This window comes from Pseudomonas sp. Pseusp97, assembly GCF_047304025.1.
Classification (GTDB): Bacteria; Pseudomonadota; Gammaproteobacteria; order Pseudomonadales; family Pseudomonadaceae; genus Pseudomonas.
On sequence record NZ_JBGLYK010000012.1, the window covers coordinates 16,581 to 42,188 of the forward strand.

General features: G+C 64.3%; 18 protein-coding genes. 10 read left to right on the forward strand and 8 right to left on the reverse strand.

Translation table 11 applies throughout. From position 1 onward, the window contains the following. Positions 1 to 60 precede the first annotated feature (60 nt). From clpP to ACCC94_RS04450, 5 genes are all read left to right on the forward strand, one after another. Positions 61 to 699 carry an ATP-dependent Clp endopeptidase proteolytic subunit ClpP gene (clpP, locus tag ACCC94_RS04430; protein ID WP_037006195.1) on the forward strand — a complete coding sequence of 213 codons (639 nt, stop codon included), beginning with the start codon at positions 61 to 63 and terminating at the stop codon, positions 697 to 699. 108 nt (positions 700 to 807) lie between these two features. After that, complete coding sequence (gene clpX, locus ACCC94_RS04435) at positions 808 to 2,088, forward strand: ATP-dependent Clp protease ATP-binding subunit ClpX (RefSeq protein ID WP_017519553.1); 1,281 nt, start codon at positions 808 to 810, stop codon at positions 2,086 to 2,088. A gap of 133 nt (positions 2,089 to 2,221) precedes the next feature. Further along, a complete protein-coding gene (lon, locus tag ACCC94_RS04440) occupies positions 2,222 to 4,618 on the forward strand; it encodes an endopeptidase La (RefSeq protein WP_413348195.1) in 2,397 nt (798 codons plus the stop codon). Positions 4,619 to 4,754: 136 nt separating this feature from the next. After that, positions 4,755 to 5,027, forward strand: coding sequence for a nucleoid-associated protein HU-beta (hupB, locus tag ACCC94_RS04445; RefSeq protein WP_003087931.1), 273 nt, complete (start codon positions 4,755 to 4,757; stop codon positions 5,025 to 5,027). Between the two features lie 227 nt (positions 5,028 to 5,254). Then, positions 5,255 to 7,144: a SurA N-terminal domain-containing protein gene (locus ACCC94_RS04450; RefSeq protein ID WP_413348196.1), complete on the forward strand. Its 1,890-nt coding sequence runs from the start codon at positions 5,255 to 5,257 to the stop codon at positions 7,142 to 7,144. Between the two features lie 166 nt (positions 7,145 to 7,310). Here the strand turns inward: ACCC94_RS04450 and fabI are convergent, their stop codons facing one another. The 8 genes from fabI to gloB all read right to left on the reverse strand — a co-directional run bounded on the left by fabI (position 7,311) and on the right by gloB (position 18,156). After that, on the reverse strand, positions 7,311 to 8,108 hold the full coding sequence (gene fabI, locus ACCC94_RS04455; RefSeq protein WP_413348197.1) for an enoyl-ACP reductase FabI: 798 nt from the start codon (positions 8,106 to 8,108) through the stop codon (positions 7,311 to 7,313). Between the two features lie 28 nt (positions 8,109 to 8,136). Then, positions 8,137 to 9,747, reverse strand: coding sequence for an ABC transporter ATP-binding protein (locus ACCC94_RS04460; RefSeq protein ID WP_413348198.1), 1,611 nt, complete (start codon positions 9,745 to 9,747; stop codon positions 8,137 to 8,139). A 1-nt stretch (position 9,748) separates the two neighbouring features. After that, on the reverse strand, positions 9,749 to 10,768 hold the full coding sequence (locus tag ACCC94_RS04465) for an ABC transporter permease (RefSeq protein WP_413348199.1): 1,020 nt from the start codon (positions 10,766 to 10,768) through the stop codon (positions 9,749 to 9,751). Between the two features lie 4 nt (positions 10,769 to 10,772). Continuing rightward, entirely contained in the window at positions 10,773 to 11,855 is a 1,083-nt protein-coding gene (locus tag ACCC94_RS04470) for a microcin C ABC transporter permease YejB (RefSeq protein ID WP_413348200.1), read from the reverse strand. After that, positions 11,855 to 13,720, reverse strand: a complete 1,866-nt coding sequence (locus tag ACCC94_RS04475; protein WP_413348201.1) for an extracellular solute-binding protein — start codon at positions 13,718 to 13,720, stop codon at positions 11,855 to 11,857. Before ACCC94_RS04475 ends, ACCC94_RS04470 begins: the two co-directional genes overlap by 1 nt. Further along, complete coding sequence (locus ACCC94_RS04480) at positions 13,717 to 15,546, reverse strand: extracellular solute-binding protein (RefSeq protein WP_413348202.1); 1,830 nt, start codon at positions 15,544 to 15,546, stop codon at positions 13,717 to 13,719. The genes ACCC94_RS04475 and ACCC94_RS04480 overlap by 4 nt, the downstream gene beginning before the upstream one ends. A 116-nt stretch (positions 15,547 to 15,662) precedes the next feature. After that, positions 15,663 to 17,282 carry a LysM peptidoglycan-binding domain-containing protein gene (locus ACCC94_RS04485; RefSeq protein WP_413348203.1) on the reverse strand — a complete coding sequence of 540 codons (1,620 nt, stop codon included), beginning with the start codon at positions 17,280 to 17,282 and terminating at the stop codon, positions 15,663 to 15,665. 79 nt (positions 17,283 to 17,361) lie between these two features. Continuing rightward, the gene (gloB, locus tag ACCC94_RS04490) at positions 17,362 to 18,156 is read right to left on the reverse strand and encodes a hydroxyacylglutathione hydrolase (protein WP_413348221.1); all 795 of its coding nucleotides are present in this window, start codon (positions 18,154 to 18,156) and stop codon (positions 17,362 to 17,364) included. 89 nt (positions 18,157 to 18,245) lie between these two features. On the opposite strand from gloB, the gene ACCC94_RS04495 reads away from it, so the two are divergent. The 5 genes from ACCC94_RS04495 to ACCC94_RS04515 all read left to right on the forward strand — a co-directional run bounded on the left by ACCC94_RS04495 (position 18,246) and on the right by ACCC94_RS04515 (position 25,490). Further along, positions 18,246 to 19,001 (forward strand): class I SAM-dependent methyltransferase, encoded by a 756-nt coding sequence (locus ACCC94_RS04495; RefSeq protein ID WP_413348222.1) that lies wholly within the window; start codon positions 18,246 to 18,248, stop codon positions 18,999 to 19,001. 11 nt (positions 19,002 to 19,012) lie between these two features. Further along, positions 19,013 to 19,456, forward strand: a complete 444-nt coding sequence (gene rnhA / locus ACCC94_RS04500) for a ribonuclease HI (RefSeq protein WP_017519541.1) — start codon at positions 19,013 to 19,015, stop codon at positions 19,454 to 19,456. Between the two features lie 58 nt (positions 19,457 to 19,514). Further along, a complete protein-coding gene (gene dnaQ / locus ACCC94_RS04505) occupies positions 19,515 to 20,252 on the forward strand; it encodes a DNA polymerase III subunit epsilon (protein ID WP_413348204.1) in 738 nt (245 codons plus the stop codon). A gap of 693 nt (positions 20,253 to 20,945) precedes the next feature. Next, the gene (locus tag ACCC94_RS04510) at positions 20,946 to 23,198 is read left to right on the forward strand and encodes an Orn/Lys/Arg decarboxylase N-terminal domain-containing protein (RefSeq protein ID WP_413348205.1); all 2,253 of its coding nucleotides are present in this window, start codon (positions 20,946 to 20,948) and stop codon (positions 23,196 to 23,198) included. A 105-nt stretch (positions 23,199 to 23,303) separates the two neighbouring features. Further along, entirely contained in the window at positions 23,304 to 25,490 is a 2,187-nt protein-coding gene (locus ACCC94_RS04515; RefSeq protein ID WP_413348206.1) for a putative bifunctional diguanylate cyclase/phosphodiesterase, read from the forward strand. The last annotated feature ends 118 nt before the right edge of the window (positions 25,491 to 25,608 follow it).

The window sequence follows — 25,608 nt, forward strand, 5'->3', positions numbered from 1 at the left end:
TTCGGGCTGGCTTGTGCGTCTATAGAGACATGACTTTTTATTAGGGAGTGATCGTCGGACATGCATAATCCTTATATGCCGCAAGTTCCGAACATTCAGGCCGCGGGTGGTCTGGTGCCGATGGTGGTGGAGCAGTCCGCCCGCGGTGAGCGTTCCTACGACATCTATTCGCGCCTGCTGAAGGAGCGGATCATCTTCCTGGTCGGCCAGGTCGAGGACTACATGGCCAACCTCGTGGTGGCCCAGTTGCTGTTCCTCGAAGCCGAGAACCCGGACAAGGACATCCACCTCTACATCAACTCCCCGGGTGGCTCCGTGACCGCTGGCATGTCGATCTACGACACCATGCAGTTCATCAAGCCCGATGTGTCCACCATCTGCGTGGGTCAGGCGTGCAGCATGGGTGCCCTGCTGCTGGCCGGCGGCGCCGCGGGCAAGCGCTACTGCCTGCCGCACTCGCGGATGATGATCCACCAGCCGCTGGGCGGTTTCCAGGGCCAGGCCTCGGACATCGAGATCCACGCCAAGGAAATCCTCTTCATCAAGGAGCGCCTGAACCAGGTGCTGGCGCACCATACCGGCCAGCCGCTGGATATCATCGCCCGCGATACCGACCGTGACCGCTTCATGAGCGGCGAAGAGGCCGTCAAATACGGTCTGATCGATCAGGTCTTCACTCAGCGTCCTGCTGCGAGCTGAGTCTCTCCGCAATACCGCGGCCGGTGATCCGGCCGCTTCGCGGGCTTGAAAATGCCTGCGAATGCCTTCATCTTGTCCTTCACGTATATCCCCGATTGGAACGATCGAATGACTGACACCCGCAACGGCGAGGACAACGGCAAGCTGCTGTATTGCTCCTTCTGCGGCAAGAGCCAGCACGAAGTGCGCAAGTTGATTGCCGGCCCCTCGGTCTTTATCTGCGACGAGTGCGTCGACCTGTGCAACGACATCATCCGTGAGGAGGTGCAGGAAGCACAGGCGGAGAGCAGTGCGCACAAGCTACCGGCGCCGAAAGAGATCCGCACCATCCTCGATCAGTACGTGATCGGCCAGGAACGTGCCAAGAAGACGCTCGCTGTGGCGGTGTACAACCACTACAAGCGTCTGAACCAGCGTGAGCGCAAGGACGATGTCGAACTCGGCAAGAGCAACATCCTGCTGATCGGGCCGACCGGCTCGGGCAAGACCCTGCTCGCCGAGACCCTGGCGCGTCTGCTCAATGTTCCCTTCACCATCGCCGATGCCACCACCCTCACCGAGGCTGGCTACGTGGGCGAGGACGTCGAGAACATCATCCAGAAGCTGCTGCAGAAGTGCGACTACGATGTCGAGAAAGCCCAGATGGGCATCGTCTACATCGACGAAATCGACAAGATCTCGCGCAAATCCGACAACCCGTCGATCACCCGCGACGTGTCCGGCGAAGGCGTTCAGCAGGCTCTGCTGAAGCTGATCGAAGGCACCGTGGCTTCCGTACCGCCCCAGGGCGGCCGCAAGCACCCGCAGCAGGAATTCCTGCAGGTCGACACCCGCAACATCCTGTTCATCTGCGGCGGTGCGTTCGCTGGCCTGGAAAAGGTCATCCAGAACCGTTCCACCAAGGGCGGCATCGGCTTCAACGCCGAGGTTCGCAGCCAGGAAGCGGGCAAGAAGGTGGGCGAGGCGCTGCGTGAGGTCGAGCCGGAAGATCTGGTGAAATTCGGCCTGATCCCCGAGTTCGTCGGCCGCCTGCCGATCATCGCGACCCTTGACGAGCTGGACGAGCCTGCGCTGATGCAGATTCTGACCGAGCCGAAGAACGCGCTGACCAAGCAGTACGCCAAGCTTTTCGAGATGGAAGGCGTGGACCTCGAGTTCCGCCCGGACGCGCTCAAGGCCGTCGCCCGTCGCGCCCTGGAGCGCAAGACCGGCGCCCGTGGCCTGCGGTCGATCCTCGAAGGCATTCTGCTCGATACCATGTACGAGATCCCCTCGCAGAACGACGTCAGCAAGGTGGTGATCGACGAAAGCGTCATCGAGGGCTCCTCCCAGCCGCTGCTGATCTACGAGAACAGCGAGCAGCCGGCCAAGGCTGCACCTGACGCCTGAAACCAGAAGGGGCCCTAGGGCCCCTTTTTTCTTCCCATCTACCGCGCTTGTTTTTTCCCAGTCCTAACCCCATCTTAGCCCGAAGGGTCCAAACCCACCGTTCAGGCCAAGTGCCGCTGTAGAGCCGAATATCATGAAAACACTCGTCGAGTTGCCCCTGCTGCCCCTGCGTGACGTAGTGGTCTATCCGCACATGGTCATCCCGCTTTTCGTGGGGCGTGAGAAATCCATCGAGGCCCTCGAGGCCGCCATGACCAGCGACAAGCAGATCCTGTTGCTGGCGCAGAAGAACCCTGCCGACGACGACCCGGGCGCCGACGGCCTGTACCGCATGGGCACCGTTGCCACCGTCCTGCAATTGCTGAAACTGCCCGACGGCACCGTCAAGGTGCTGGTCGAGGGTGAGCAGCGTGGCCAGGTCGAACGCTTCATCGACGAGGACGCCTACTGCCGCGCGGAAGTTTCGATCATTGACGAGGTCACCGTCGGCGAGCGCGAATCCGAGGTCTTCACCCGCAGCCTGCTCAGCCAGTTCGAGCAGTACGTCCAGTTGGGCAAGAAGGTCCCGGCTGAAGTCCTGTCTTCGCTCAACAGCATCGACGAGCCCGGCCGCCTGGTGGATACCATGGCCGCCCACATGGCGCTGAAGATCGAGCAGAAGCAGGAAATTCTCGAGATCACCGAACTGTCCGCCCGCGTCGAGCACGTGCTGGCCATGCTGGATGCCGAGATCGACCTGCTGCAGGTCGAAAAGCGCATCCGCGGCCGCGTGAAGAAGCAGATGGAGCGCAGCCAGCGCGAGTACTATCTCAACGAACAGATGAAGGCCATCCAGAAAGAACTGGGTGACATCGACGAAGGCCACAACGAAGTCGAGGAGCTGAAGAAGCGCATCGACGCCGCCGGCCTGACCAAGGAAGCCCTGGCCAAGGCCACTGCCGAGTTGAACAAGCTCAAGCAGATGTCGCCGATGTCCGCCGAGGCGACCGTGGTGCGTTCCTATATCGACTGGCTGGTCAATGTGCCGTGGAAGGCCGAGAGCAAGGTGCGCCACGACCTGGACAAGGCCGAGGACATCCTCGATGCCGATCACTACGGGCTGGAAGAGGTCAAGGAGCGCATCCTCGAGTATCTCGCCGTGCAGAAGCGCGTGAAGAAACTCAAGGGTCCGGTGCTCTGCCTGGTCGGCCCGCCCGGCGTGGGCAAGACCTCGCTGGCCGAGTCCATCGCCCGTGCGACCAACCGCAAGTTCGTGCGCATGGCCTTGGGTGGTGTGCGTGACGAGGCTGAAATCCGCGGTCACCGCCGTACCTACATCGGCTCCATGCCCGGTCGTCTGATTCAGAAAATGACCAAGGTCGGCGTACGCAATCCCCTGTTCCTGCTCGACGAAATCGACAAGATGGGTAGCGACATGCGCGGCGATCCCGCGTCGGCGTTGCTGGAAGTGCTCGATCCGGAGCAGAACCACAACTTCAACGACCACTACCTCGAAGTCGACTACGACCTCTCCGACGTGATGTTCCTCTGCACGGCCAACTCCATGAATATTCCGGCGCCGTTGCTGGACCGCATGGAAGTCATCCGCCTGCCGGGTTACACCGAGGACGAGAAGATCAACATCGCCTCGAAATATCTTGTACCGAAACAGACGGCGGCCAATGGACTGAAGAAGGGCGAGCTGGTCTTCGAGGAAGCCGCTACCCGTGACATCATCCGCTATTACACCCGCGAAGCCGGTGTGCGCAGCCTCGAGCGCCAGATTGCCAAGGTCTGCCGCAAGGCGGTCAAGGACGGCGGCAAGGCCAAGCGCATCGACGCCGTGGTGACTCCGGATTCGCTGGAGAATTACCTGGGTGTGCGCAAGTTCCGCTACGGCCTGGCCGAGCAGCAGGACCAGATCGGCCAGGTAACCGGGCTGGCATGGACCCAGGTGGGCGGCGAACTGCTGACCATCGAGTCGGCCATGGTTCCCGGCAAGGGCGCGCTGACCAAGACCGGTTCGCTGGGCGACGTCATGGCGGAGTCCATCACCGCCGCGCTGACCGTGGTTCGTAGCCGTTCGAAGAGCCTCGGCATCGCCCCGGACTTCCACGAGAAGCATGACATCCACATCCACGTCCCAGAGGGCGCCACGCCCAAGGACGGCCCCAGCGCGGGCATCGGCATGTGTACCGCACTGGTCTCGGCGATCACCCAGATCCCGGTTCGCGCGGACGTTGCCATGACCGGCGAGATCACCCTGCGGGGGCAGGTGCTGGCCATTGGCGGCCTGAAGGAAAAACTTCTGGCTGCACACCGGGGTGGAATCAAGACTGTGATCATTCCCGAGGAAAATGTACGAGACCTTAGGGAAATTCCGGATAATATTAAGGCCGATCTCGTTATTAAACCGGTTAAATGGATTGACGAGGTCCTGCAAATTGCGCTGCAATACGCCCCGGAGCCCTTGCCCGATGCGGCTCCCGAGATGGTTGCAAAGGATGAGAAGCGCGAGTCTGATTCCAAGGAGCGAATCAGCACGCATTAGTTGGGGGGCTTTCTTGACACTGTTTTTGAGCCCTTGTTATAAAGCGGCACTTGCTTTGTCAGATGGCAAACCAGCACCTGCTTTTGCTTACACCTAACACATAGAAACATACTCAACAGAAATAAGGGGACTTAGAGTGAACAAGTCGGAACTGATCGATGCTATCGCCGCATCTGCTGATATCCCGAAAGCTGTTGCCGGTCGCGCTCTGGACGCGGTGATCGAGTCCGTAACTGGCGCCCTGAAGGCTGGTGACTCCGTCGTACTGGTCGGCTTCGGCACCTTCGCTGTCAAAGAGCGTGCTGCTCGCACCGGTCGCAACCCGCAAACCGGCAAGCCGATCAAGATCGCTGCTGCTAAGATCCCGGGCTTCAAGGCCGGTAAAGCCCTCAAGGACGCTGTCAACTAAGCGTCTTTTTGGACTTGACCTGGACCGGTTCAACCTCGGTTGGGCCGGTCACGGAGCGGTGACCCGGCTGGCGTAAGTCGGTTGGAATCATCAGGGGTCACGGGCTCGATGCCCGCAAGCTCCACCAGTTACGAGAAGGCGCATCCTCGGATGCGCCTTTCTTATATCCGCTTTTTTTCCACGCCGCGCCGCCATTGACGGTGGGCCGTGGCCGCGTCGGGGGCCGCATGCTGCAAAACATCAGGGACAATTCCCAAGGCTGGATCACCAAGACCATCCTGGGCGTGATCGTTGTCCTCATGGCTTTGACCGGGTTCGATCAGATCATTCGCGCAACCCACCACGAGAACGTCGCTGCTCAAGTCAACGGTGAAGACATCGGTCTGCCCGAACTGCAGCAGGCTGCGGACATGCAGCGTCGCCAGTTGATGCAGCGCCTGGGCAAGGACTTCGATTCGTCCATGCTCGACGACAAGCTGCTCAAGGAATCCGCGCTGAAGTCGCTCATCGAGCGCAAGCTGGTCCTGCAGGCTGCCCAGAACGACAAGTTCGCCTTCTCCCAGCAGGCGCTGGACCAGTTGATCCTGTCGACTCCTGAATTCCAGGTGGACGGCAAGTTCAGCGCTGAGCGCTTCGATCAGGTCATCCGCCAGATGGGCTATGACCGCATGCAGTTCCGCCGCATGTTCGGCGAGGAAATGCTGATCGGTCAGCTGCGCGCCGGCATCGCCGGAACCGGTTTCGTCACCGACGACGAGCTGAACGCCTTCGCCCGTCTGGAGAAGCAGACCCGCGACTTCGCCACCCTGACCCTCAAGGCCGACCCGGCCAGGAGCAAGGTCGAGGACAGCGAGATCAAGGCGTACTACGACGCTCACCGCACCGAGTTCCTGACGCCCGAACAGGTCACCATCGACTACATCGAGTTGAAGAAATCCGCCTTCTTCGATCAGGTCGAGGTGAAGAAGGAAGACCTCGACGCCCTCTATCAGAAGGAAATCGCCGGCCTGGCCGAGCAGCGCGACGCCGCGCACATTCTGATCGAGGTGAACGACAAGCAGAATGACCAGCAGGCCAAGGCCAGGATCGACGAGATCAAGGCGCGCCTGGACAAGGGTGAAGACTTCGCCAAGCTGGCCAAGGAGCTGTCCAACGACACCGGTTCCGCCGCCAATGGTGGTGACCTGGGCTTCGCCGGTCGCGGCGTGTATGACCCGGCTTTCGAAGAGTCGCTCTACGCGCTGAAGAAGGGCGAAGTATCCGCTCCGGTGAAGACCTCCTACGGCTGGCACCTGATCAAGCTGCTCGGCGTCGAAGCGCCGGAGGTTCCGACCTTCGACAGCCTGAAGGCCAAGCTGGAGCATGAAGCCAAGACCCAACTGGTCGAGCAGCGCTTCGTCGATGCCACCAAGCAGCTGGAAAGCTCCGCCTACGAGGCTTCCGATCTGGGCCAGCCGGCTCAGGACATGGGCTTGAAGGTGCAGACCAGCAAGCCGTTCGGCAAGGAGGGTGGCGAAGGCGTGACCGCCAACCGCCAGGTCATCCAGGCTGCGTTCAGTCCCGAAGTGCTCGAGGAGGGTGCGAACAGCGGCGCCATCGAGCTCGATCCGGATACCGTGGTCGTGCTGCGCGTGAAGGAGCACCACAAGCCTGAGCAGGAAACTCTCGAGCAGGTGAGTGCCGATATCCTCAAGCGTCTGCAGGTGGAACATGCCGCCACCGATGCCAAGGCCCGTGGCGAAGCGCTGCTGGCTGGGCTGCGCGACGGCAAGATCCCGCTGACCCAGGCCCAGGAAGGGCAGCAGTGGAAGGTCGTCGAAGCGGCCGCCCGTGGTCAGGAAGGTGTCGACCCGGTCGTGCTGCAGAGCGTGTTCCGCATGGCCCGCCCGCAAGGCGCCGATAAGCCCGGCCTGGGTGGCGTTGCGCTGCAGAACGGTGACTTCGTGCTGGTCAAGCTCAGCGGTGTGAGCGAGCCGGAGGGCAAGCCGACCGAGCAGGAGAAAGCGATGTACCAGCGCTTCCTCGCCTCGCGTAGCGGTGCGGATGATTTTGCCGCCTTCCGTCGCTACCTGCAGGATCAGGCGAAGATCGAGAAATTCGACGAAGCCAAGAAGTGACAGACAGGGGCCGCGCAAGCGGCCCTTGTTCTTTCGGGCAAGGAAAAGGCCGCATCAGCGACCTTTTTTCATGGAGCTATAGGAGTGGGCTTGCTCGCGAATCGATCGCCATCGGTGCCGCCGGCTGGGTTCGCGAGCAAGCTCGCTCCTACAACTTTGGGCAATTTCAGTCGTCGCCCAGCGGGCCCATCGCGGTGGTGTTGAAGCCGCCGTCGACATAGAGGATTTCGCCGCTGATGCCACTGGCCAGGTCCGAGCAGAGGAAGGCGCCGGCGTTGCCGACCTCCTCGATGGTCACGTTGCGCCGCAGCGGCGTCTGGCGCTCGTTGGCGGCGAGCATCCTGCGGAAGCTCTTGATCCCGGAGGCGGCCAGGGTGCGGATTGGGCCGGCGGAGATGGCGTTGACGCGGGTGCCTTCCGGGCCGAGGCTGCCGGCCAGGTAGCGCACGCCGGCTTCCAGGCTGGCCTTGGCCATGCCCATGACGTTGTAGTTGGGCAACGTGCGCTCGGCGCCCAGGTAGGAAAGCGTCAGCAGGCTGCCGTGACGGCCGCGCATCAGCTCGCGCCCGGCCTTGGCGAGGGCGACGAAGCTGTATGCGCTGATGTCGTGGGCGATGCGGAAGCCGTCGCGGGTGGTGACTTCGGTGAAGTCGCCGTCGAGCTGGTCGCCCGGCGCGAAGCCCACCGAGTGGACGATGCAGTCCAGGCCGTCCCACTGCCTTGCCAGCGCGGCGAACACGGCCTCGATGTCCGCGTCGCTGGCCACGTCGCAGGGAAAGCACAGCTCGGCGCTGGAGCCCCAGCTGGTGGCGAACTCCTCGACGCGGCCCTTGAGCTTGTCGTTCTGGTAGGTGAACGCGAGCTCGGCGCCTTCCCGATGCATCGCCGCGGCGATACCGGAGGCGATGGACAGCTTGCTGGCGACACCGACTATCAGAACGCGTTTACCGGCGAGAAACCCCATATGATTGCTTCCTTTTCAGGCTGCTGGCTCAGGCTTGCGTGGGCACCATGAAGGCTGCTTCCAGCAATTGCTGTGTGTACGCATGTTGCGGCGCGGCGAAGACATCCTCGGCCATGCCCTGTTCGACCACCTTGCCGTGGCGGATCACCATCAACTGGTGACTGAGGGCTTTGACCACCGCCAGGTCGTGGCTGATGAACAGGTAGGTCAGGTTGTACTTGGCCTGCAGCCCGCGCAGCAGTTCGACCACCTGGCGCTGCACGGTGCGGTCCAGCGCCGAGGTCGGCTCGTCCAGCAGGATCAGCGCCGGCTTGAGCACCAATGCGCGGGCGATGGCGATGCGCTGCCGCTGGCCGCCGGAAAATTCATGGGGGTAGCGGTGGCGGGTGTCCGGGTCGAGCCCGACTTCCTTGAGCGCCTCGATGATCGCCAGCTCGCGTTCCTCGGCGGTGCCCATGCCATGTATTTCCAGGCCTTCGCCGACGATCTGGCCCACCGACATGCGCGGGCTGAGGCTGCCGAACGGGTCCTGGAAGACGACCTGCATTTCGCGCCGCAGAGGCCTGACCTGCGCCTGGTTCATGCCTTCGATGGCCTGGCCTTCGAAGCGGATGCCGCCCTGGCTGTTGATCAGGCGCAGGATGGCCAGGCCCAGAGTCGACTTGCCCGAGCCGCTCTCGCCGACGATGCCCAGGGTCTGGCCGCGCGGCAGGCTGAAGTCGATACCGTCCACTGCCTTGACGTGGTCGACGGTCTTGCGGAACACGCCTTTCTTGATCGGGAACCACACGCGCAGGTCGTCGACCTCCAGCAGCGGTGCACCGGGCTCGTTCTGCGTGGGGGTACCGCTGGGCTCGGCGCCGAGCAATTCGCGCGTGTAGGGGTGCTGCGGGGCCGCGAAGAGGGTTTCGCAATCAGCCTGCTCGACGATGCAGCCGCGCTTCATCACGCAGACGCGATGGGCGATGCGCCGCACCAGGTTGAGGTCATGGGTGATCAGCAGCAGGGCCATGCCCAGGCGCTGTTGCAGGTCGCGCAGCAGGTCGAGGATCTTCAGCTGCACCGTGACGTCCAGCGCCGTGGTCGGTTCGTCGGCGATCAGCAGCTCCGGCTCGCAGGCCAGGGCCATGGCGATCATCACCCGCTGCCGCTGGCCGCCGGAAAGCTCGTGCGGGTAGGCCTTGAGACGACTGGCCGGATTGGGGATGCCGACCAGATCGAGCAGTTCCAGCGTGCGTGCGCGGGCCTGATTGCCGCTCATGCCCTTGTGCAACGCGAGCACTTCGCCGATCTGCTTCTCGATGGTGTGCAGCGGGTTCAGCGAGGTCATGGGTTCCTGGAACACCATGGCGATGCGGTTGCCGCGGATGCCGCGCAGCTTGCGCTCGGGCAGCTTGAGCAGGTCCTTGCCGGCGTACTGGATACTGCCGGAGGGATGGCTGGCGGTGGGGTAGGGCAGCAGGCGCAGGATGGAGTGCGCGGTGACCGACTTGCCGGAGCCGCTTTCACCCACCAGCGCCAGGGTCTCGCCCTTGCGGATGTCGAAGCTGATGTGTTCCACCGCGCGCACCTGTTCGTCGCCGCAGAGGAAATCGACGGACAGGTCGCGGACTTCGATGAGGTTCTCGTTCTGGCTCATGTCACTTCCTCGGGTCGAAGGCATCGCGGGCGGCTTCGCCGATGAACACCAGCAGGCTCAGCATCACGGCCAGCACCACGAAGGCGGTGATGCCCAGCCAGGGCGCCTGCAGGTTGGACTTGCCCTGGGCGACCAGCTCGCCCAGCGACGGCGCGCCGGCGGGCAGGCCGAAGCCGAGGAAGTCCAGGGAGGTCAGGGTGCCGATCGCGCCGGTGAGGATGAAGGGCATGAAGGTCAGGGTGGAGATCATCGCGTTGGGCAGGATGTGGCGGAACATGATCGCCCCGTTGCGCATGCCCAGGGCGCGCGCAGCCCGCACGTACTCCAGGTTGCGGCCACGGAGGAACTCGGCGCGCACCACGTCCACCAGGCTCATCCAGGAGAACAGCAGCATGATCCCCAGCAGCCACCAGAAGCCGGGCTGCACGAAGCTGGCGAGGATGATCAGCAGGTAGAGCACCGGCAGGCCGGACCAGATTTCCAGGAAGCGCTGGCCGAGCAGGTCGATCCACCCGCCGTAGAAGCCCTGCAGCGCGCCCACGGCGACGCCGATGAGGGAGCTGAGCACGGTGAGGATCAGGGCGAACAGCACGGAGACGCGGAAGCCATAGATCACCCGCGCCATCACGTCGCGCGCCTGGTCGTCGGTGCCCAGCCAGTTCTCCGCGCTGGGGGCCGAAGGGGCTGGCACCCGCAGGTCGTAGTTGATGGTGTCGTAGCTGTAGGCGATCGGCGGCCAGAGAATCCAGCCGTCCTTCTGCGCGATCTGTTCGCGCATGTACGGGCTCTTGTAGTTCGCCTCCATGGGGAACTCGCCGCCGAAGGCGGTTTCCGGGTAGCGCTTGAGCACCGGGAAGTACCACTGGCCGTCGTAACGGATCGCCAGCGGCTTGTCGTTGGCGATCAGCTCGGCGCCCAGGCTCAGGACGAACAGCGCGAGGAACAGCCAGAGCGACCACCAGCCACGCTTGTTGGCCTTGAAGCGCGCCCAGCGGCGCTGATTGATGGGAGACAGGCGCATCGGATTACTCCCGGTTCTCGAAGTCGATGCGCGGATCGACCAGCGTGTAGAGGACGTCGCTGACCAGCTTCATGATCAGGCCGAACAGGGTGAAGATGAACAGCGTGCCGAACACCACCGGGTAGTCGCGGTTCAGCGCCGCCTCGAAGCTCAGCAGGCCCAGGCCGTCGAGGGAGAAGATCACCTCGATCAGCAGCGAGCCGGTGAAGAAGATGCCCAGCAGGGCCGAGGGCAGGCCGGCGATGATCAGCAGCATGGCGTTGCGGAACACGTGGCCGTAGAGCACGCGGCGTTCGGTCAGGCCCTTGGCGCGGGCGGTGACCACGTACTGCTTGCCGATCTCGTCGAGGAAGCTGTTCTTGGTCAGCAGGGTGATGGTGGCGAAGTTGCCGATCACCAGCGCGGTGATGGGCAGCGCGAGGTGCCAGAAGTAGTCGCGGACTTTGCCGCCCCAGGTCAGCTCGTCGAAGTTGTTGGAGGTCAGTCCCCTGAGCGGGAACCAGTCCCAGTAGCTGCCGCCGGCGAACAGCACCACCAGCAGGATGGCGAAGAGGAACGCGGGGATGGCGTAGCCGACGATGATCGCCGAGCTGGTCCAGACGTCGAAGTGGCTGCCATGGCGCACCGCCTTGGCGATGCCCAGCGGGATCGATACCAGGTACATGATCAGCGTGCTCCACAACCCGAGGGAGATGGACACGGGCAGCTTCTCGACGATCAGGTCGGTGACCTTGGCGTCGCGGAAGAAGCTCTGGCCGAAGTCCAGGTGCACGTAGTTCTTGAGCATTATCCAGAAACGCTCGGGCGCCGGCTTGTCGAAGCCGTACATGCGCTCGATTTCCTTCACCAGTTCCGGGTCCAGGCCCTGGGCGCCGCGGTAGTGCGTGCCAGCCGAGGCGACTTCACCGCCGCCGCCGGAAATGCGCCCGGTGGCGCCGCCGCTGGCGGCGTCGAAGCCTTCCAGCTTGGCGATCATCTGTTCCACCGGGCCGCCGGGAGCGGCCTGGATGATGATGAAGTTGACCAGCAGGATGCCGAACAGGGTGGGGATGATCAGCAGCAGGCGCCGCAGGATGTAGGCCAGCATCAGTTGGCCCCTTGGGCGACGGCGCCGTCAGCCGGCGCTTCGTTCGCGGCCTTGGCGCCCGCGTTGGTCGGTACCGCCTTGTCGCGGGCCTGCCACCAGGTCTGCAGCGCGTAGCTGTAGGGCGGCAACTTTTCCGGGTGGGCGATGCGGTTCCAGTAGGCGATGCGCCAGTTGCCCAGGTACCAGTTGGGCACCACGTAGTGGCCCCAGAGCAGCGCGCGGTCGAGGGCGCGGGCATGGCGCACCAGGCTTTCCCGGGAGCCGGCGTTGATCAGGCCTTCCACCAGGGCGTCGATGCCCGGGTCGCGCAGGCCGATGAAGTTGCGGCTGCCGGGTTTGTCGGCGCTGCTGGAGTGCCAGAACTCGCGCTGCTCGTTGCCCGGCGAGCTGGACTGCGGCCAGCTGCTGACGATCATGTCGTAGTCCCGCGAGCGCAGGCGGTTGATGTACTGCGAGACGTCGACCCGGCGCAGCTGCATGTCGATGCCAAGCTCCGCGAGATTGCGCTTGAAGGGCAGCAGCACGCGCTCGAAATCGGCCTGGGCGAGCATGAACTCGAAGCTCAGCTGCTTGCCGTCGGGGCCGACCATCTTGTCGTTCTCGATCTTGTAGCCGGCGTCCAGCAGCAGCTGGTAGGCCTTGCGCTTCTGCTCGCGGATGATGCCGCTGCCGTCGCTGGTGGGCGGCACGTAGACCTGGGTGAAGACCTCTGGCGGCAGCTTGTCGCGCAGCGGTTCGAGAATCTTCAGCTCCTCGGCGTCGGGCAGCTCCTTGGCGGCCATCTCGGAGTTCTCGAAGAAGCTGCCATCGCGCAGGTAGGAGCCGAAGAACAGCTGCTTGTTGGTCCATTCGAAGTCGAACAGGTTGGTGATCGCCTCGCGCACGCGCGGGTCCTGGAACACCGGGCGGCGGATGTTGAAGGCATAGGCCTGCATGCCCCACGGATTGCCGTTGACCGGCTCCTCGCGGACGATGCGGCCGTCACGCACGGCGGGCGAGTCGTAGGCGGTCGCCCAGTTCTTCGCGATGCGTTCGTCGTTGAAGTCGAATTGCCCGGCCTTGAAGGCTTCCAGGGCGACGGTGAGGTCGCGGTAGGACTCCACCACCACGGCATCGAAGTTGTTGAAGCCGCGATTCACCGGCAGCTTGTCGCCCCACCAGTCCTTGACCTTCTCGTAGCGGATCGAGCGGCCGGCCTCGACCTTGGCGATGCGGTACGGGCCGCTGCCCAGGGGTGGTTCCATGTTGGTCTTGTTGAAGTCGCGGCTGGCCCACCAGTGCTTGGGCAGGATCGACAGCTGGCCGAGGATCAGCGGCAGCTCGCGGTTGTCGCCGTGCTTGAAGTCGAAGCGCACGCGCAGCTTGTCCTCGGCGACCACCTTGTCGACGTCCGCGTAGTAGTTGCGGTACATCGGGTCGCCGTCCTTCATCAGTGTCTCGAAGGTGAACACCACATCCTCGGCGGTGACCGGCGTGCCGTCCTGGAAGCGCGCCTCGGGGCGCAGGTAGTAGCGGACAAAGCGGTGCTCCGGGTCCTTCTCGATCTTCTCGGCGAGCAGGCCGTATTCGGTGAAGGGCTCGTCGAGGGAGTGGAAGGTCAGGGTGTCGTAGATCAAGTTGATCTGCGGCGCGGAGTTGCCCTTGGCGATGAAGGGGTTGAGGCTGTCGAAACCGCCGAAGTCGGACAGGCGCAACGTGCCGCCCTTGGGGGCATCCGGGTTGACGAAGTCGAAGTGCTTGAAGTTCGCCGGGTACTTCGGCGCCTCGTCATACAGGGTGATGGCGTGCTGCGGCGCGGCCTGCGCACTGCCCAGCAGTCCCAGCAACAGGCCGGCGCAGAGCGCGGCGCGGCGGGGGCTCTTCATAGGGTTTTCTCCTGGTCTTTTTGCCACCAGGCTCGCAGGCCCAGAGTGTAGGGCGGCGTGGTGACGAAGGCGAAGCGGTTGCGGTACGCCAGTCGGTGCTTGTTCAGGTACCAGTTGGGAATGCTGTAGTGCTGCCACAGCAGCACCCGGTCCAGGGCGCGGGCCGCGGCTTCCTGCTGGTCGCGGTCGGTGGCGCCGAGGAGTTTCTCGAGCATCGCATCCACCACGGGGTTGGCGATGCCCGCATAGTTCTTGCTGCCCTTCACCGCCACCTGGCTGGAGTGGAAGTACTGCCATTGTTCGAGGCCGGGGCTGAGGGTCTGGGGCAGGGTCATCAGAATCATGTCGTAGTCGAACTGGTCCAGACGCTGTTTGTACTGGGCGCGGTCCACGGTGCGCAAGCTCGCATCGATGCCGATGCTGGCCAGATTCTCGCGATAGGGCTGGAGGATGCGTTCCAGGCTGGGGTTGACCAGCAGGATCTCGAAGCGCAGCTGCTTGCCGTTGGCGTCCAGCAGGCGGTCTCCGGAGAGCTTCCAGCCGGCTTCGCCCAATAGACCCAAGGCGTGGCGCAGGGTTTCCCGCGGGATGCCGGCGCCCTTGGTCACCGGCACCGTGAAGGGGCGCTTGAACAGCGCTTCGGGCAGTTGCGCGCGGTACGGTGAGAGCAGCAGCCACTCCTGGCCTTGCGGTACGCCGGTGGCAGACAGGGTGCTGTTGGGGTAGTAGCTGCTGGCGCGGACATAGGCGTCGTTGAACAGCGCCCGGTTGGTCCACTCGAAGTCGAACATCATCCCCAGGGCTTCGCGCAGGCGGCGATCGGCGAAGGTCGCGCGGCGGGTGTTGAGGAACAGCGCCTGGGTCTGGGTGGGAATCCGGTGGGGGATTTCCACCTTTACCACGTCACCGCGGCGTACCGCCGGGAAGCGGTAGTTGCTGCGCCAGTTCTTCGCCTGGTGTTCGATGTAGACGTCGAATTCGCCGGCCTTGAAGGCTTCGAAGGCGATGCCGGCGTCACGGTAGAAGTCCACCTCGACGCGGTCGAAGTTGTACTTGCCGCGGTTCACCGGCAGGTCCTTGCCCCACCAGTCCTTGACCCGCTCGAACACCAGCCGTCGCCCCGGCTCCACCTCGGTGATCCGGTAGGGGCCGCTGCCCAGCGGCGGCTCGAAGGTGGTGGCCTGGAAGTCGCGGCCTTTCCAGTAGTGCTGCGGCAGCACCGGCATCTCGCCCAGGCGCAGGATCAGCAGCGGGTTGTCGTGGCGCTTGAAGACGAAACGGATGCTCTGCGGCGAAAGGATGTCTACCCGCTGCACTTCCTGCAGGTTGGTGCGGTACATCGGGTGACCGTGGTGCAGCAGCGTGCGGTAGGAGAACGCCACGTCGTAGGCGGTAATCGGCTTGCCGTCGTGGAAGCGCGCTTCGGGGCGCAGGTTGAACACCACCCAGCTGCGGTCTTCGGCGTACTCGACGCTGCGGGCGATCAGGCCGTAGCTGGAGGCGGGCTCGTCGCCGGAAGGGTCATACAGGCCAGTACCGACCATCAGCGGCTCGTTCAGCTCGCTGACGCCGTACTGCAGGAAGTCCGCGGTGCTGACCGGCGGGCTGCCCTTGAAGGTGTAGGGGTTGAGCGTGTCGAAGCTGCCCAGGCCCATCAGCCGCAGCACGCCGCCCTTTGGTGCCAGAGGGTTGACCCAGTCGAAGTGGTCGAAGCTGGCCGGGTACTTGAGGTCGCCGAACTGGGCGTAGCCGTGGCTCTCGGTGATCTGGGCAGAGGCGGGGAGGCCCAGGAAAAGTCCCAGGAGCATCAGAGACAAGCGACGCATCAGGCGTAGGATCCGATCCTGGCTGGCTGAAGGAGAGTTGCGTCGTACAGTAGCAGCTTGTCCGTGCTGCCAGAAGACATGCGGCCGGGGCTGTGCGCCCCGGCGCAAGGTGAAACTCAGCGGCTGGCGGTATCGAGGTACAGGGTGATGGTCTGGCCCGGCTTGAGGGCCTTGCCGCTGCGCGGGTTCCAGCGCTTGATGTGCTGCATCTCGACGTTGAAGCGCTTGGCGATCAGGTACATCGAGTCGCCCTGCTTGACCTTGTAGTAGGTCGCGGTGTCCTGCTTGGCCTTGCTCTTGCTGCTGGAAGCCAGTTGGGTGGCAGCGGCGCTCTGCAGCCTGAGGGTCTGGCCGGGTTTGACGCCATGGCTGTCCAGGCCGTTCCAGCGCTTGAGGTCAGCGACGTCGACGCTGTTCTTCTTGGCGATGTTCCACAGGGTGTCGCCGTTCTTCACGGTGTAGCTGCGGGTGGCGACGCGGGCGCTGGCGACGGTTTTCGAGCTTTCTACCTGGGCCAGTTGACGCGGGCTCTCCGGCTCGATGGTCGGGCGACCGGGCTGGCCGGGAATGATCAGGGTCTGGCCGTTGCGCAGTCGGTTGGCGCTCAGGCGGTTGGCGGCCTTGAGCTCGGCGACGCTCAGACGGTAGCGCTGGGCGATGCTGTGCAGGCTGTCGCCCTTGCGCACGCGGTAGCGGCTGCCGGAGCTGGCCACGGTTGCCGCCAGCGGCTTGAGTTCGACCGGCTGCAGGTTCGCGACCCCGGCTTTAAGGGAGTCGGCCTTGGCCAGCGGCACCAGCAGGTGGTGCGGACCGTCCAGGGTCACGCCGCGCTTGAAGGCGGGGTTGAGCTGCTGCAGTTCGTCCTGGTCCAGGTCGGCCACCGCGGCGACCTGGGAGAGATCCAGGCCCGGCTTGACCCGGATCGAGGTGAAGTAGGGCTGGTTGGCGATCGGGCTGAGGTTGATGCCGTAGATGGTCGGGGCATTCACCAGTTGCGACAGGGCCAGCAGCTTGGGCACGTAGTCCTGGGTTTCCTGCGGCAGCGGCAGGTTCCAGTAGTCGGTGGGCAGGCCGAGGCGCTCGTTGCGCTCGATCGCGCGGCTGACGGTGCCTTCGCCGGCGTTGTAGGCGGCGAGCGCGAGCAGCCAGTCACCGTTGAACATGTCGTGCAGACGGTTCAGGTAGGTCAGGGCGGCGTTGGTCGAGGCGGTGATGTCGCGACGACCGTCATAGAAGTTGGTCTGGCGCAGGTTGAAGTGCGTGCCGGTGCTCGGGATGAACTGCCACAGGCCCACGGCCTGGGCGCGCGACACCGCCATCGGGTTGTACGAGCTCTCGATCATCGGCAGCAGCGCCAGTTCCAGCGGCATGTCGCGCTCTTCCAGGCGCTCGACGACGTAATGCATGTACGGGGCGCCGCGCTCGCTGGCATTTTCCAGGAACGACTGGTTGCTCATGAACCACAGGCGCTGACGCTCGATGCGCGGGTTGGTATTGAGCTGATCCTGCAACTGGAAGCCGCCGCGCATACGCTCCCAGATATCGTTCTGGGCTTCGTTCCAGGCCGGGTTGAACTGCACATCGACGGCGCGCGAGGCGCTGCGGATCTGGTTGTTGCTGGCGGTCTGCTGGGTCGACTGGCAGCCCGCCAGGCCCGCCGCGAGCAGCACAATGGAGACTCGGATGGCGCGTGCCAATGCGTCTAGATCGGAGGTCTTTCTGGTCTTGGGCGGCATTGGCTGATGACTATGTCCGGGGCAAAAATTTCGGCGATTCTAGAAACCGTGCCGGTCCTGGTCAAGATTTCGCCAGCCCTCAGAACTGGTCCTTCCAGCTGCGAATGGTCGCAAAGACCTCTTCCGGCGTGCGGATTTGCTGGCCGTTCCGCTCGTCGGCGATTTTCTTAACGGATATTTCTGACACGCGCAGGAAAGGATTCGTCGCCCGTTCCAGGGCAATGGAAGAAGGAAGGCTGATCCTGCCCTGTTCGCGCCAACGGCTGACTTCCTCGAAGCGTGCCAGGACTTCGGGGTTCTTCGGCTCCACGGCGCAGGCGAAGCGCAGGTTGCTCAAGGTGTATTCGTGGGCGCAGTACACTGCAGTTTGGCCGGGCAGGGCGGCCAGTCGGCTCAGCGAGGCGTGCATCTGCGCCGGCGTGCCTTCGAACAGGCGACCGCAACCCGCCGCGAACAGGGTGTCGCCGCAGAACAGCAGCGGTTGTTTTTCATCTTCGTTGCTATCTGTCGAGTGGAAATAGGCAATGTGCCCCAGGGTATGGCCGGGCACGTGGATGACCTGGAATTCCAGGCCCAGCACTTCGACACGGTCACCATCTTCCAGCGCCACGTCGCGCCCCGGAATCTTTTCCCCCGCCGGGCCCAGCACCCGGGCGCCGGTTTCGGCCTTCAGACGGGCGACGCCGCCGACGTGGTCGGCGTGGTGGTGGGTGACGAGGATGTCGGTCAGCTTCCAGCCGGGATGGGCCTGCAGCCATTGCTCGACCGGCGCGGCGTCACCCGGGTCGACCACCGCGCATTCGCGGCGGGCCGCATCCTGCAACAGCCAGAGGTAATTGTCGGAAAAGGCGGGAAGAGCATCTATCTGTATCATGGGTGGAAAGTCGCCAAGTGGTGGGCATTGGCGCATAGTAGTGCGGATACGCACTTTTGTGTCGCGCTGTCCCACAGGGGGTAGTGATGATTGAAGAACCCTTCGCCCAGGCCGATGCCGACTGGCTCGAACTGATCGACCAGGCCCGTCACTGGCTGTCCGGGCCGATCGGCGGGATGATGCTCGCCGCAGAACAGCAACTGCTGATCGACGAGCTGGAGCGCTATTTCGGCGGTTACCTGGTGCATTACGGACCGCATGCGGAGCTACCGGCCAGTGTCGGCAATATCCAGTGTGGCGTGCGCCTGGGGCCACCGTTGCCCGGCGTGGAGATCGCCTGCGACGAGGCGGCTTGGCCGCTGGGCGAGCACGCCGCCGACGTGGTGCTGCTGCACCACGGCCTGGATTTCTGCCTGTCACCGCATCGCCTGCTGCGCGAAGCCGCGCGCAGCGTGCGTCCTGGCGGGCATCTGCTGGTGGTCGGGGTGAATCCCTGGAGCGCCTGGGGGATCCGCCACTACTTCGCCCGCGACGCCTTGCGCCGCGCCCGTTGCATCTCGCCGAACCGGGTCTGCGACTGGCTCAACCTGCTGGGCTTCGCGCTGGAGAAACGCCGCTTCGGGTGTTATCGTCCGCCGCTTGCATCGGCGAAATGGCAGGGCCGTCTGGCCCGCATGGAGACCTGGGGACCCGTCCTGCAGGGCTCCGGCGCCGGCTTCTATCTATTGGTGGCGCGCAAGCTGGTGGTCGGTCTGCGGCCCCTGCGTCAGCCCCGTCGCGAGCCGCGCGGCCAACTGGTGCCGCTGCCGGTGGCCAAGGTCAGTCGCCGCGATTCCGAGTCCTGAAAGCGAGCCAAATGAGCGAAGAGAAAGTCGAGATCTACACCGACGGCGCCTGCAAGGGCAATCCAGGTCCGGGTGGCTGGGGCGCCGTGCTGTTCTACAAGGGTGCCGAGCGTGAACTGTGGGGCGGCGAGGCGGAAACCACCAACAATCGCATGGAGCTGATGGCCGCCATCATGGCCCTGGCGGCGCTCAAGCGGCATTGCGACGTGCGCATCGTCACCGACTCGCAGTACGTCATGCAGGGCATCACCGAGTGGATGGTCAACTGGAAGAAGCGCGGCTGGAAGACTGCCGCCAAGCAGCCGGTGAAGAATGCCGACCTGTGGCAGGCGCTGGACGAGCAGGTGAACCGGCATAATGTCGAATGGCGCTGGGTGCGCGGCCACACGGGCCACCCCGGCAACGAGCGCGCCGACATGCTCGCCAACCGTGGCGTGAGCGAACTGCCGCGCTGAGAATCATGAGCGCCCGGAAAGCTCCGGGCGAATCCATCGCAAGAAGGTTTCACACAGAATGCGCAGCGTCGTACTCGATACTGAAACGACCGGTATGCCGGTCACCGACGGCCACCGGATCATCGAGATCGGTTGCGTCGAGCTCGAAGGCCGCCGCCTCACCGGCCGGCACTTCCACGTCTACCTGCAGCCCGATCGCGAGATCGACGAGGGCGCCATCGCGGTCCACGGCATCACCAATGAATACGTCAAGGACATGCCGCGCTTCCGCGAAGTGGCGGATGACTTCTTCGAGTTCATCAAGGGCGCCCAGCTGATCATCCACAACGCGGCGTTCGACGTTGGCTTCATCAACAACGAGTTCGCCCTGCTGGGACAGACCGAGCGTGCCGACGTCGCCGACTACTGCGGCATCCTCGACACCCTGCTGATGGCCCGCGAGCGTCATCCGGGGCAGCGCAACAACCTCGATGCCTTGTGCAAGCGCTATGGCGTCGACAACTCTGGCCGCGACCTGCACGGCGCCTTGCTCGACGCCGAGATTCTGGCCGACGTCTACCTGGCGATGACCGGTGGCCAGACCAGCCTGTCGCTGGCTGGCAACGGTGCCGAGGGGGACGGCAGTGGCCGTGCAACCGCCACGGCGATCCGCCGCCTGGCGGCGGATCGCGCGCTGACCCGTGTAATCCGAGCCACCGATGAAGAGATCGAGGCGCATATCGCCCGTCTGGCGGTGATCGAGAAGTCCGCTGGCGGTCCGTCGCTGTGGGCGCAGATGGAAGCGCCGAAGGAGTGATCCTCCGCGCTGCACGAAAAAGGCCCCTGAACAGGGGCCTTTTGCTTTTCGTAGGAGCGAGCTTGCTCGCGAACCGCCCAGCTCCGGTGCCGCCGGATAATCCTCGAATATTTCGTAGGAGCGGACCTTGTCCGCGAAATCTTATGCGGATGAATCCGTTCTAACCGGGTGTTGCGGATGTCTCGCGCTCCTGTAGGAGCGGACTTCGTCCGCGATGTCTCTGCTTCGGGCTGGGTATTACTGCGTCGCTTCGGCGTACGCGCGAACTCTGTGTTTCGCCCCCTCGGGCGAGTCACTTCTTCCAAGCGCCGAAGAAGTAACCAAGAAGGCTTGCCCCTCCATCCGGTTTTTCGCTCAGGCGAAAAATTCCCTCGTCGAATCGAAGTTTCAGGGGCACGCGTTGACGGGCCATCCCTGGCCCGACAACGCTCTCGCGGCATCCATGCCGCTCAACCCCTGAAACTCCGATTCAACGAGGCCTCCTGAAAGGGGCGGGCCGGAGCGCGCGGAGGTTTCTCTGGAAATCTCCAATTGCCAGAGCCAGAGCCAGAGCCAGAGCTCTGGTTTGGAGCTTCGCCTGTCACCCACGCGACGTTTTATTACAGCGGTCAGCCGGGCGCATTCCCCTACATTCCGTGAGTCCATACTCTGAGGGAGATCGACGCCAGTCGTACGTCCACTCAGGGGTTCACAATGTATAAAGATTTAAAATTCCCCATTCTCATCGTTCACCGCGACATTAAGGCCGATACCGTGGCCGGCGACCGGGTGAGGGATATCGCGCGGGAGCTGGAGCAGGACGGCTTCAGCATCCTCTCCACCGCCAGCTCCGCCGAGGGGCGCATCGTAGCCTCCACCCACCATGGGCTGGCCTGCATCCTGGTCGCCGCCGAGGGGGCGGGGGAGAACCAGCGCCTGTTGCAGGACGTGGTCGAGCTGATCCGCATGGCGCGGGTGCGTGCGCCGCAGTTGCCGATCTTCGCCCTGGGCGAGCAGATGACCATCGAGAACGCGCCGGCCGAGTCGATGGCCGACCTGCATCAACTGCGCGGCATCCTCTACCTGTTCGAAGACACCGTGCCTTTCCTTGCAAGACAAGTCAGTCGCGCCGCGCGCAAGTACCTGGAAGGCCTGCTGCCGCCGTTCTTCCGCGCGCTGGTGGAGCACACCGCGCAGTCCAACTATTCCTGGCACACGCCCGGCCACGGGGGCGGCGTGGCCTACCGCAAGAGCCCGGTGGGGCAGGCGTTCCACCAGTTCTTCGGGGAAAACACCCTGCGTTCGGACCTCTCCGTCTCGGTACCCGAGCTGGGCTCGTTGCTCGACCACACCGGCCCGCTGGCCGAGGCCGAGGCTCGCGCCGCGCGCAACTTCGGCGCCGACCACACCTACTTCGTGATCAACGGCACCTCCACGGCGAACAAGATCGTCTGGCATTCGATGGTCTGCCGCGACGACCTGGTACTGGTCGACCGCAACTGCCACAAGTCGATCCTCCACGCGATCATCATGACCGGCGCCATCCCGCTGTACCTGACGCCGGAGCGCAACGAGCTGGGCATCATCGGGCCGATCCCGCTGGCGGAGTTCAGCCGCGAATCCATTGCCGCGAAGATCGAGGCCAGCCCGCTGGCGCGCGGCCGCGAGCCCAGGGTGCGGCTGGCGGTGGTGACCAATTCCACCTACGACGGCCTCTGCTACAACGCGCAGATGATCAAGCAGGCCCTGGGCGACAGCGTCGAGGTGCTGCATTTCGACGAGGCCTGGTACGCCTACGCGGCTTTCCACGAGTTCTACGATGGCCGCTACGGCATGGGCACCAGCCGCGACGACAGCGGCCCGCTGGTATTCACCACCCACTCCACGCACAAGATGCTCGCGGCCTTCAGCCAGGCCTCGATGATCCACGTGCAGGATGCCGGCGTACGGCGCTTCGAGCAGGCGCGCTTCAACGAAGCCTTCATGATGCACATTTCCACTTCGCCGCAGTACGGCATCATCGCCTCGCTGGACGTGGCCTCGGCCATGATGGAAGGCCCGGCGGGACGCTCGCTGATCCAGGAAACCTTCGACGAAGCCCTGAGCTTCCGCCGCGCCCTGGCCAACGTGCAGCAGAACCTGGCCGAGGACGACTGGTGGTTCAGCGTCTGGCAGCCGCCGGGTGTCGAGGGCACCGACGAGGTGAAGACCCGCGACTGGGTGCTGGAGCCCAACGCCGACTGGCATGGCTTTGGCGATGCGGTGGAAGACTACGTGCTGCTCGACCCGATCAAGGTCACCCTGGCGACGCCGGGCCTCACCGCCGGCGGGCGCCTCGACTCGCGCGGGATTCCCGCCGCGGTGGTCAGCCGCTTTCTCTGGGAACGCGGGCTGGTGGTGGAGAAGACCGGGCTGTACTCCTTCCTCGTGCTGTTCTCCATGGGCGTGACCAAGGGCAAGTGGAGCACCCTGGTGACCGAGTTGCTGGAGTTCAAGCGCAGCTACGACGCCAACCAACCGCTGGCCGACGCACTGCCCAGCGTCTCCCAGGCCGGTGGCGCGCGCTACGCCGGCATGGGCCTGCGCGACCTGTGCGACGAACTGCACCGCTGCTACCGTGACCACGCCACGGCCAAGGCGATGAAACGGATGTACACGGTGCTGCCGGAAATCGCCCTGCGCCCGGCGGATGCCTACGCGCAACTGGTGCGCGGCGAAGTCGAGGCGGTGCCGGTCGATCGGCTGGAAGGGCGCATCGCCGCGGTGATGCTGGTGCCGTACCCGCCAGGCATTCCGCTGATCATGCCGGGGGAACGGTTCACCGAATCCACTCGTTCGATACTCGACTACCTTACCTTCGCGCAGAGTTTCGAGCGCAACTTCCCCGGCTTCGACTCCGACGTCCATGGCCTGCAGATACGTGAGGTCGATGGGGAAAAGCACTACACCGTGGAGTGCTGCAAATGACCGCTCGGCCCCTGCATTCGGGGGCCGGCGTCCTTTTTTGAAAAGTGGAACTATTCTTCTGCGCATCGGTAAAGGGAGAAATGAGGAAAAAGGGAGGTTTCCCCCATGCGCTGTCCCGTGACGTTGCCGAACGAAAGCGAGCGCCTGAGTGCGCTGTCCGATTACGGATTCGACGACGAAAGCCTGCTGCCGAGCCTTGACCCGGTGGTACAGATCGCCGTGCGCATGTTCGGCATGCCGGTTGCGGCGGTGAACATGATCGGCAGCGACCATGTGTTCTTCGCCGCCGCCACTGGCGTCGGCGAGGTGGACATGGGGCGCGACGTATCCTTCTGTGCCCATGCGATCACCCAGGACGGCGTGATGGTGGTGGGTGACGCCAGCCGCGACGAGCGTTTCCATGACAACCCGCTGGTGACCGCACCCAATGGCGTGCGCTTCTACGCGGGCGTGCCGCTGCTGTCGGTGGAAGGGCAGGCGCTGGGTGCCCTGTGCATCATCGACAGCAAAGCCCACGAAGACTTCTCCAGCGAAGATCGGGAGCGCCTGGTGGAGCTGGCGCGCATGGCGTCGGACCGGCTCGAGTTGCGCCGGATCGAAGTGGCTTCCTCACGCACCCGGCCGCTGTTCGAGGATTACGCCGGCACCTCGCCGACCCCGGTGGTGTGGTTCGACTGCTGGGGCGAGATCATCGCCTGGAACGAGGCGGCGGCCAGCCTGTTCGGCTACGACCTGGCCGAAGGCAACGGCCAGGCCTTCGAACTGCTGCTCTGCGAGAGCGAGCGCCCGTCGCTGCGCGCGCTGATCAGCGGGGCCAGCGACGCCACATCCCTGGATGGCATGGCCGTGCCGGGGGAGATCACCGGCCTGCGCAAGGACGGCTCCCTGCTTTCCCTGGGGCTGACCCTGTTCAGCTGGTCGGAGAAGGGCAAGCTGAAATTCGAGGCGGTGCTCAAGGATGTCACCGCCCAGCATCAGGAAGAAGAGGCGCTGCGCCAACTGGCCAGCGTCGATGTGCTGACCGGTCTGGCCAACCGCGGCCAGTTCTACCGGCGCACCGAAGAAGTGCTGATGCAGTCGCGTCCTGCGGCAGTGCTGATGATCGACCTGGATGGCTTCAAGGACGTCAACGACTCCCTCGGCCATGCCGTGGGCGACAGGATCCTGCAGCAGGTCGCCGCGCGCCTGGACCAGTTGGCTACCGCCGGCGCCACGGTGGCACGGATCGGTGGGGACGAGTTCGCCATTCTGGAGCCCAACCTGCTGTCACCCGAGCACGCCATGCGCTTCGCCCTGGCGGTGATCTCCAGGATCGCCGAGCCGATCCTCATCGATGCCCACGAAATCCGCGTTGCCGCCAGCTGCGGTGTGGCGTTGGCGCCCCTGCACGCCCAGGAGGCGCTGGACCTGGTGGGTGACGCCGACCTGGCGCTGTTCAAGGCCAAGAGCAGCGGCCGCGGGCATGCCTTCGTGTTCCTGCCCGCACTGAAGATGGAGGCAGCGGCGCGCCACCTCTACGGCATGGAGTTGCACCGGGCCGTGGCCAACGGCGAATTCCTGCTGTTCTACCAGCCCCAGGTCAGCCTGCGCGACGGTTCCCTGCGCGGCGTCGAGGCGCTGATCCGCTGGCAGCATCCGCAGCGCGGCCTGCTGTCCCCGGCAGCCTTCCTGCCGTCGCTGGAGGGTGGGCCGCTGGCGGCCATCGTCGGCACCTGGATTCTCGATGAAGCCTGTGCCCAGGCTGCCTACTGGCGGCGCAACGGCGCGCCGGACCTGCGCATGGGGGTGAATCTGTTCGGCGCGCAGTTCCGCATGGGCAACCTGGTCACCCAGGTCCTCGAGGCGCTGGAACGCCATGGCCTGCCGGCGGAGGCGCTGGAGCTGGAAATCACCGAGAACATCGTGCTCAACCACGACGACACCGTGCTCAGCACCTTGCAGAGCCTGCGCTCCTACGGGGTCGGCATCGCCTTCGACGATTTCGGCACCGGCTACGCCTCCCTCAGCCTGCTCAAGACCTATCCGCTGAGCCGCATCAAGATCGACCGCAGCTTCGTCATCGGCATGCTGGAAACCCAGCAGGACCTCTCGGTGATCCGCGCCATCCTCGACATGGCGCGCAGTTTCGACCTGGAGACCATCGCCGAAGGCATCGAGACTTCCGCCCAGCGCGATCGGCTGCGGGTCGAGCGGTGTACCGAAGGGCAGGGATACCTGTTCGCCAAGCCGATGCCGTCGCCGCAATTCGAGCAGCTTTACGGGATTGGCATGCGCCAGGTCGGGTCTGCCTGAGCGGCGGATTTTCTACGGCGGCATTGACCGCCCGGGGCGAAATCGCTCGAAACGGGCGGTCTCGCCGTGCAAAACGGTTTCCTCCTTTGCCCGGCGCTGGCTACCCTGTAGGGCAGAT

Coding starts and splice junctions, on each gene's coding strand:
- clpP (WP_037006195.1), top strand. CDS start 61: ATGCATAATCCTTATATGCCGCAAGTTCCGAACATTCAGGCCGCGGGT.
- clpX (WP_017519553.1), top strand. CDS start 808: ATGACTGACACCCGCAACGGCGAGGACAACGGCAAGCTGCTGTATTGC.
- lon (WP_413348195.1), top strand. CDS start 2,222: ATGAAAACACTCGTCGAGTTGCCCCTGCTGCCCCTGCGTGACGTAGTG.
- ACCC94_RS04450 (WP_413348196.1), top strand. CDS start 5,255: ATGCTGCAAAACATCAGGGACAATTCCCAAGGCTGGATCACCAAGACC.
- fabI (WP_413348197.1), bottom strand. CDS start 8,108: ATGGGGTTTCTCGCCGGTAAACGCGTTCTGATAGTCGGTGTCGCCAGC.
- ACCC94_RS04460 (WP_413348198.1), bottom strand. CDS start 9,747: ATGAGCCAGAACGAGAACCTCATCGAAGTCCGCGACCTGTCCGTCGAT.
- ACCC94_RS04465 (WP_413348199.1), bottom strand. CDS start 10,768: ATGCGCCTGTCTCCCATCAATCAGCGCCGCTGGGCGCGCTTCAAGGCC.
- ACCC94_RS04470 (WP_413348200.1), bottom strand. CDS start 11,855: ATGCTGGCCTACATCCTGCGGCGCCTGCTGCTGATCATCCCCACCCTG.
- ACCC94_RS04475 (WP_413348201.1), bottom strand. CDS start 13,720: ATGAAGAGCCCCCGCCGCGCCGCGCTCTGCGCCGGCCTGTTGCTGGGA.
- ACCC94_RS04480 (WP_413348202.1), bottom strand. CDS start 15,546: ATGCGTCGCTTGTCTCTGATGCTCCTGGGACTTTTCCTGGGCCTCCCC.
- ACCC94_RS04485 (WP_413348203.1), bottom strand. CDS start 17,282: ATGCCGCCCAAGACCAGAAAGACCTCCGATCTAGACGCATTGGCACGC.
- gloB (WP_413348221.1), bottom strand. CDS start 18,156: ATGATACAGATAGATGCTCTTCCCGCCTTTTCCGACAATTACCTCTGG.
- rnhA (WP_017519541.1), top strand. CDS start 19,013: ATGAGCGAAGAGAAAGTCGAGATCTACACCGACGGCGCCTGCAAGGGC.
- dnaQ (WP_413348204.1), top strand. CDS start 19,515: ATGCGCAGCGTCGTACTCGATACTGAAACGACCGGTATGCCGGTCACC.
- ACCC94_RS04510 (WP_413348205.1), top strand. CDS start 20,946: ATGTATAAAGATTTAAAATTCCCCATTCTCATCGTTCACCGCGACATT.
- ACCC94_RS04515 (WP_413348206.1), top strand. CDS start 23,304: ATGCGCTGTCCCGTGACGTTGCCGAACGAAAGCGAGCGCCTGAGTGCG.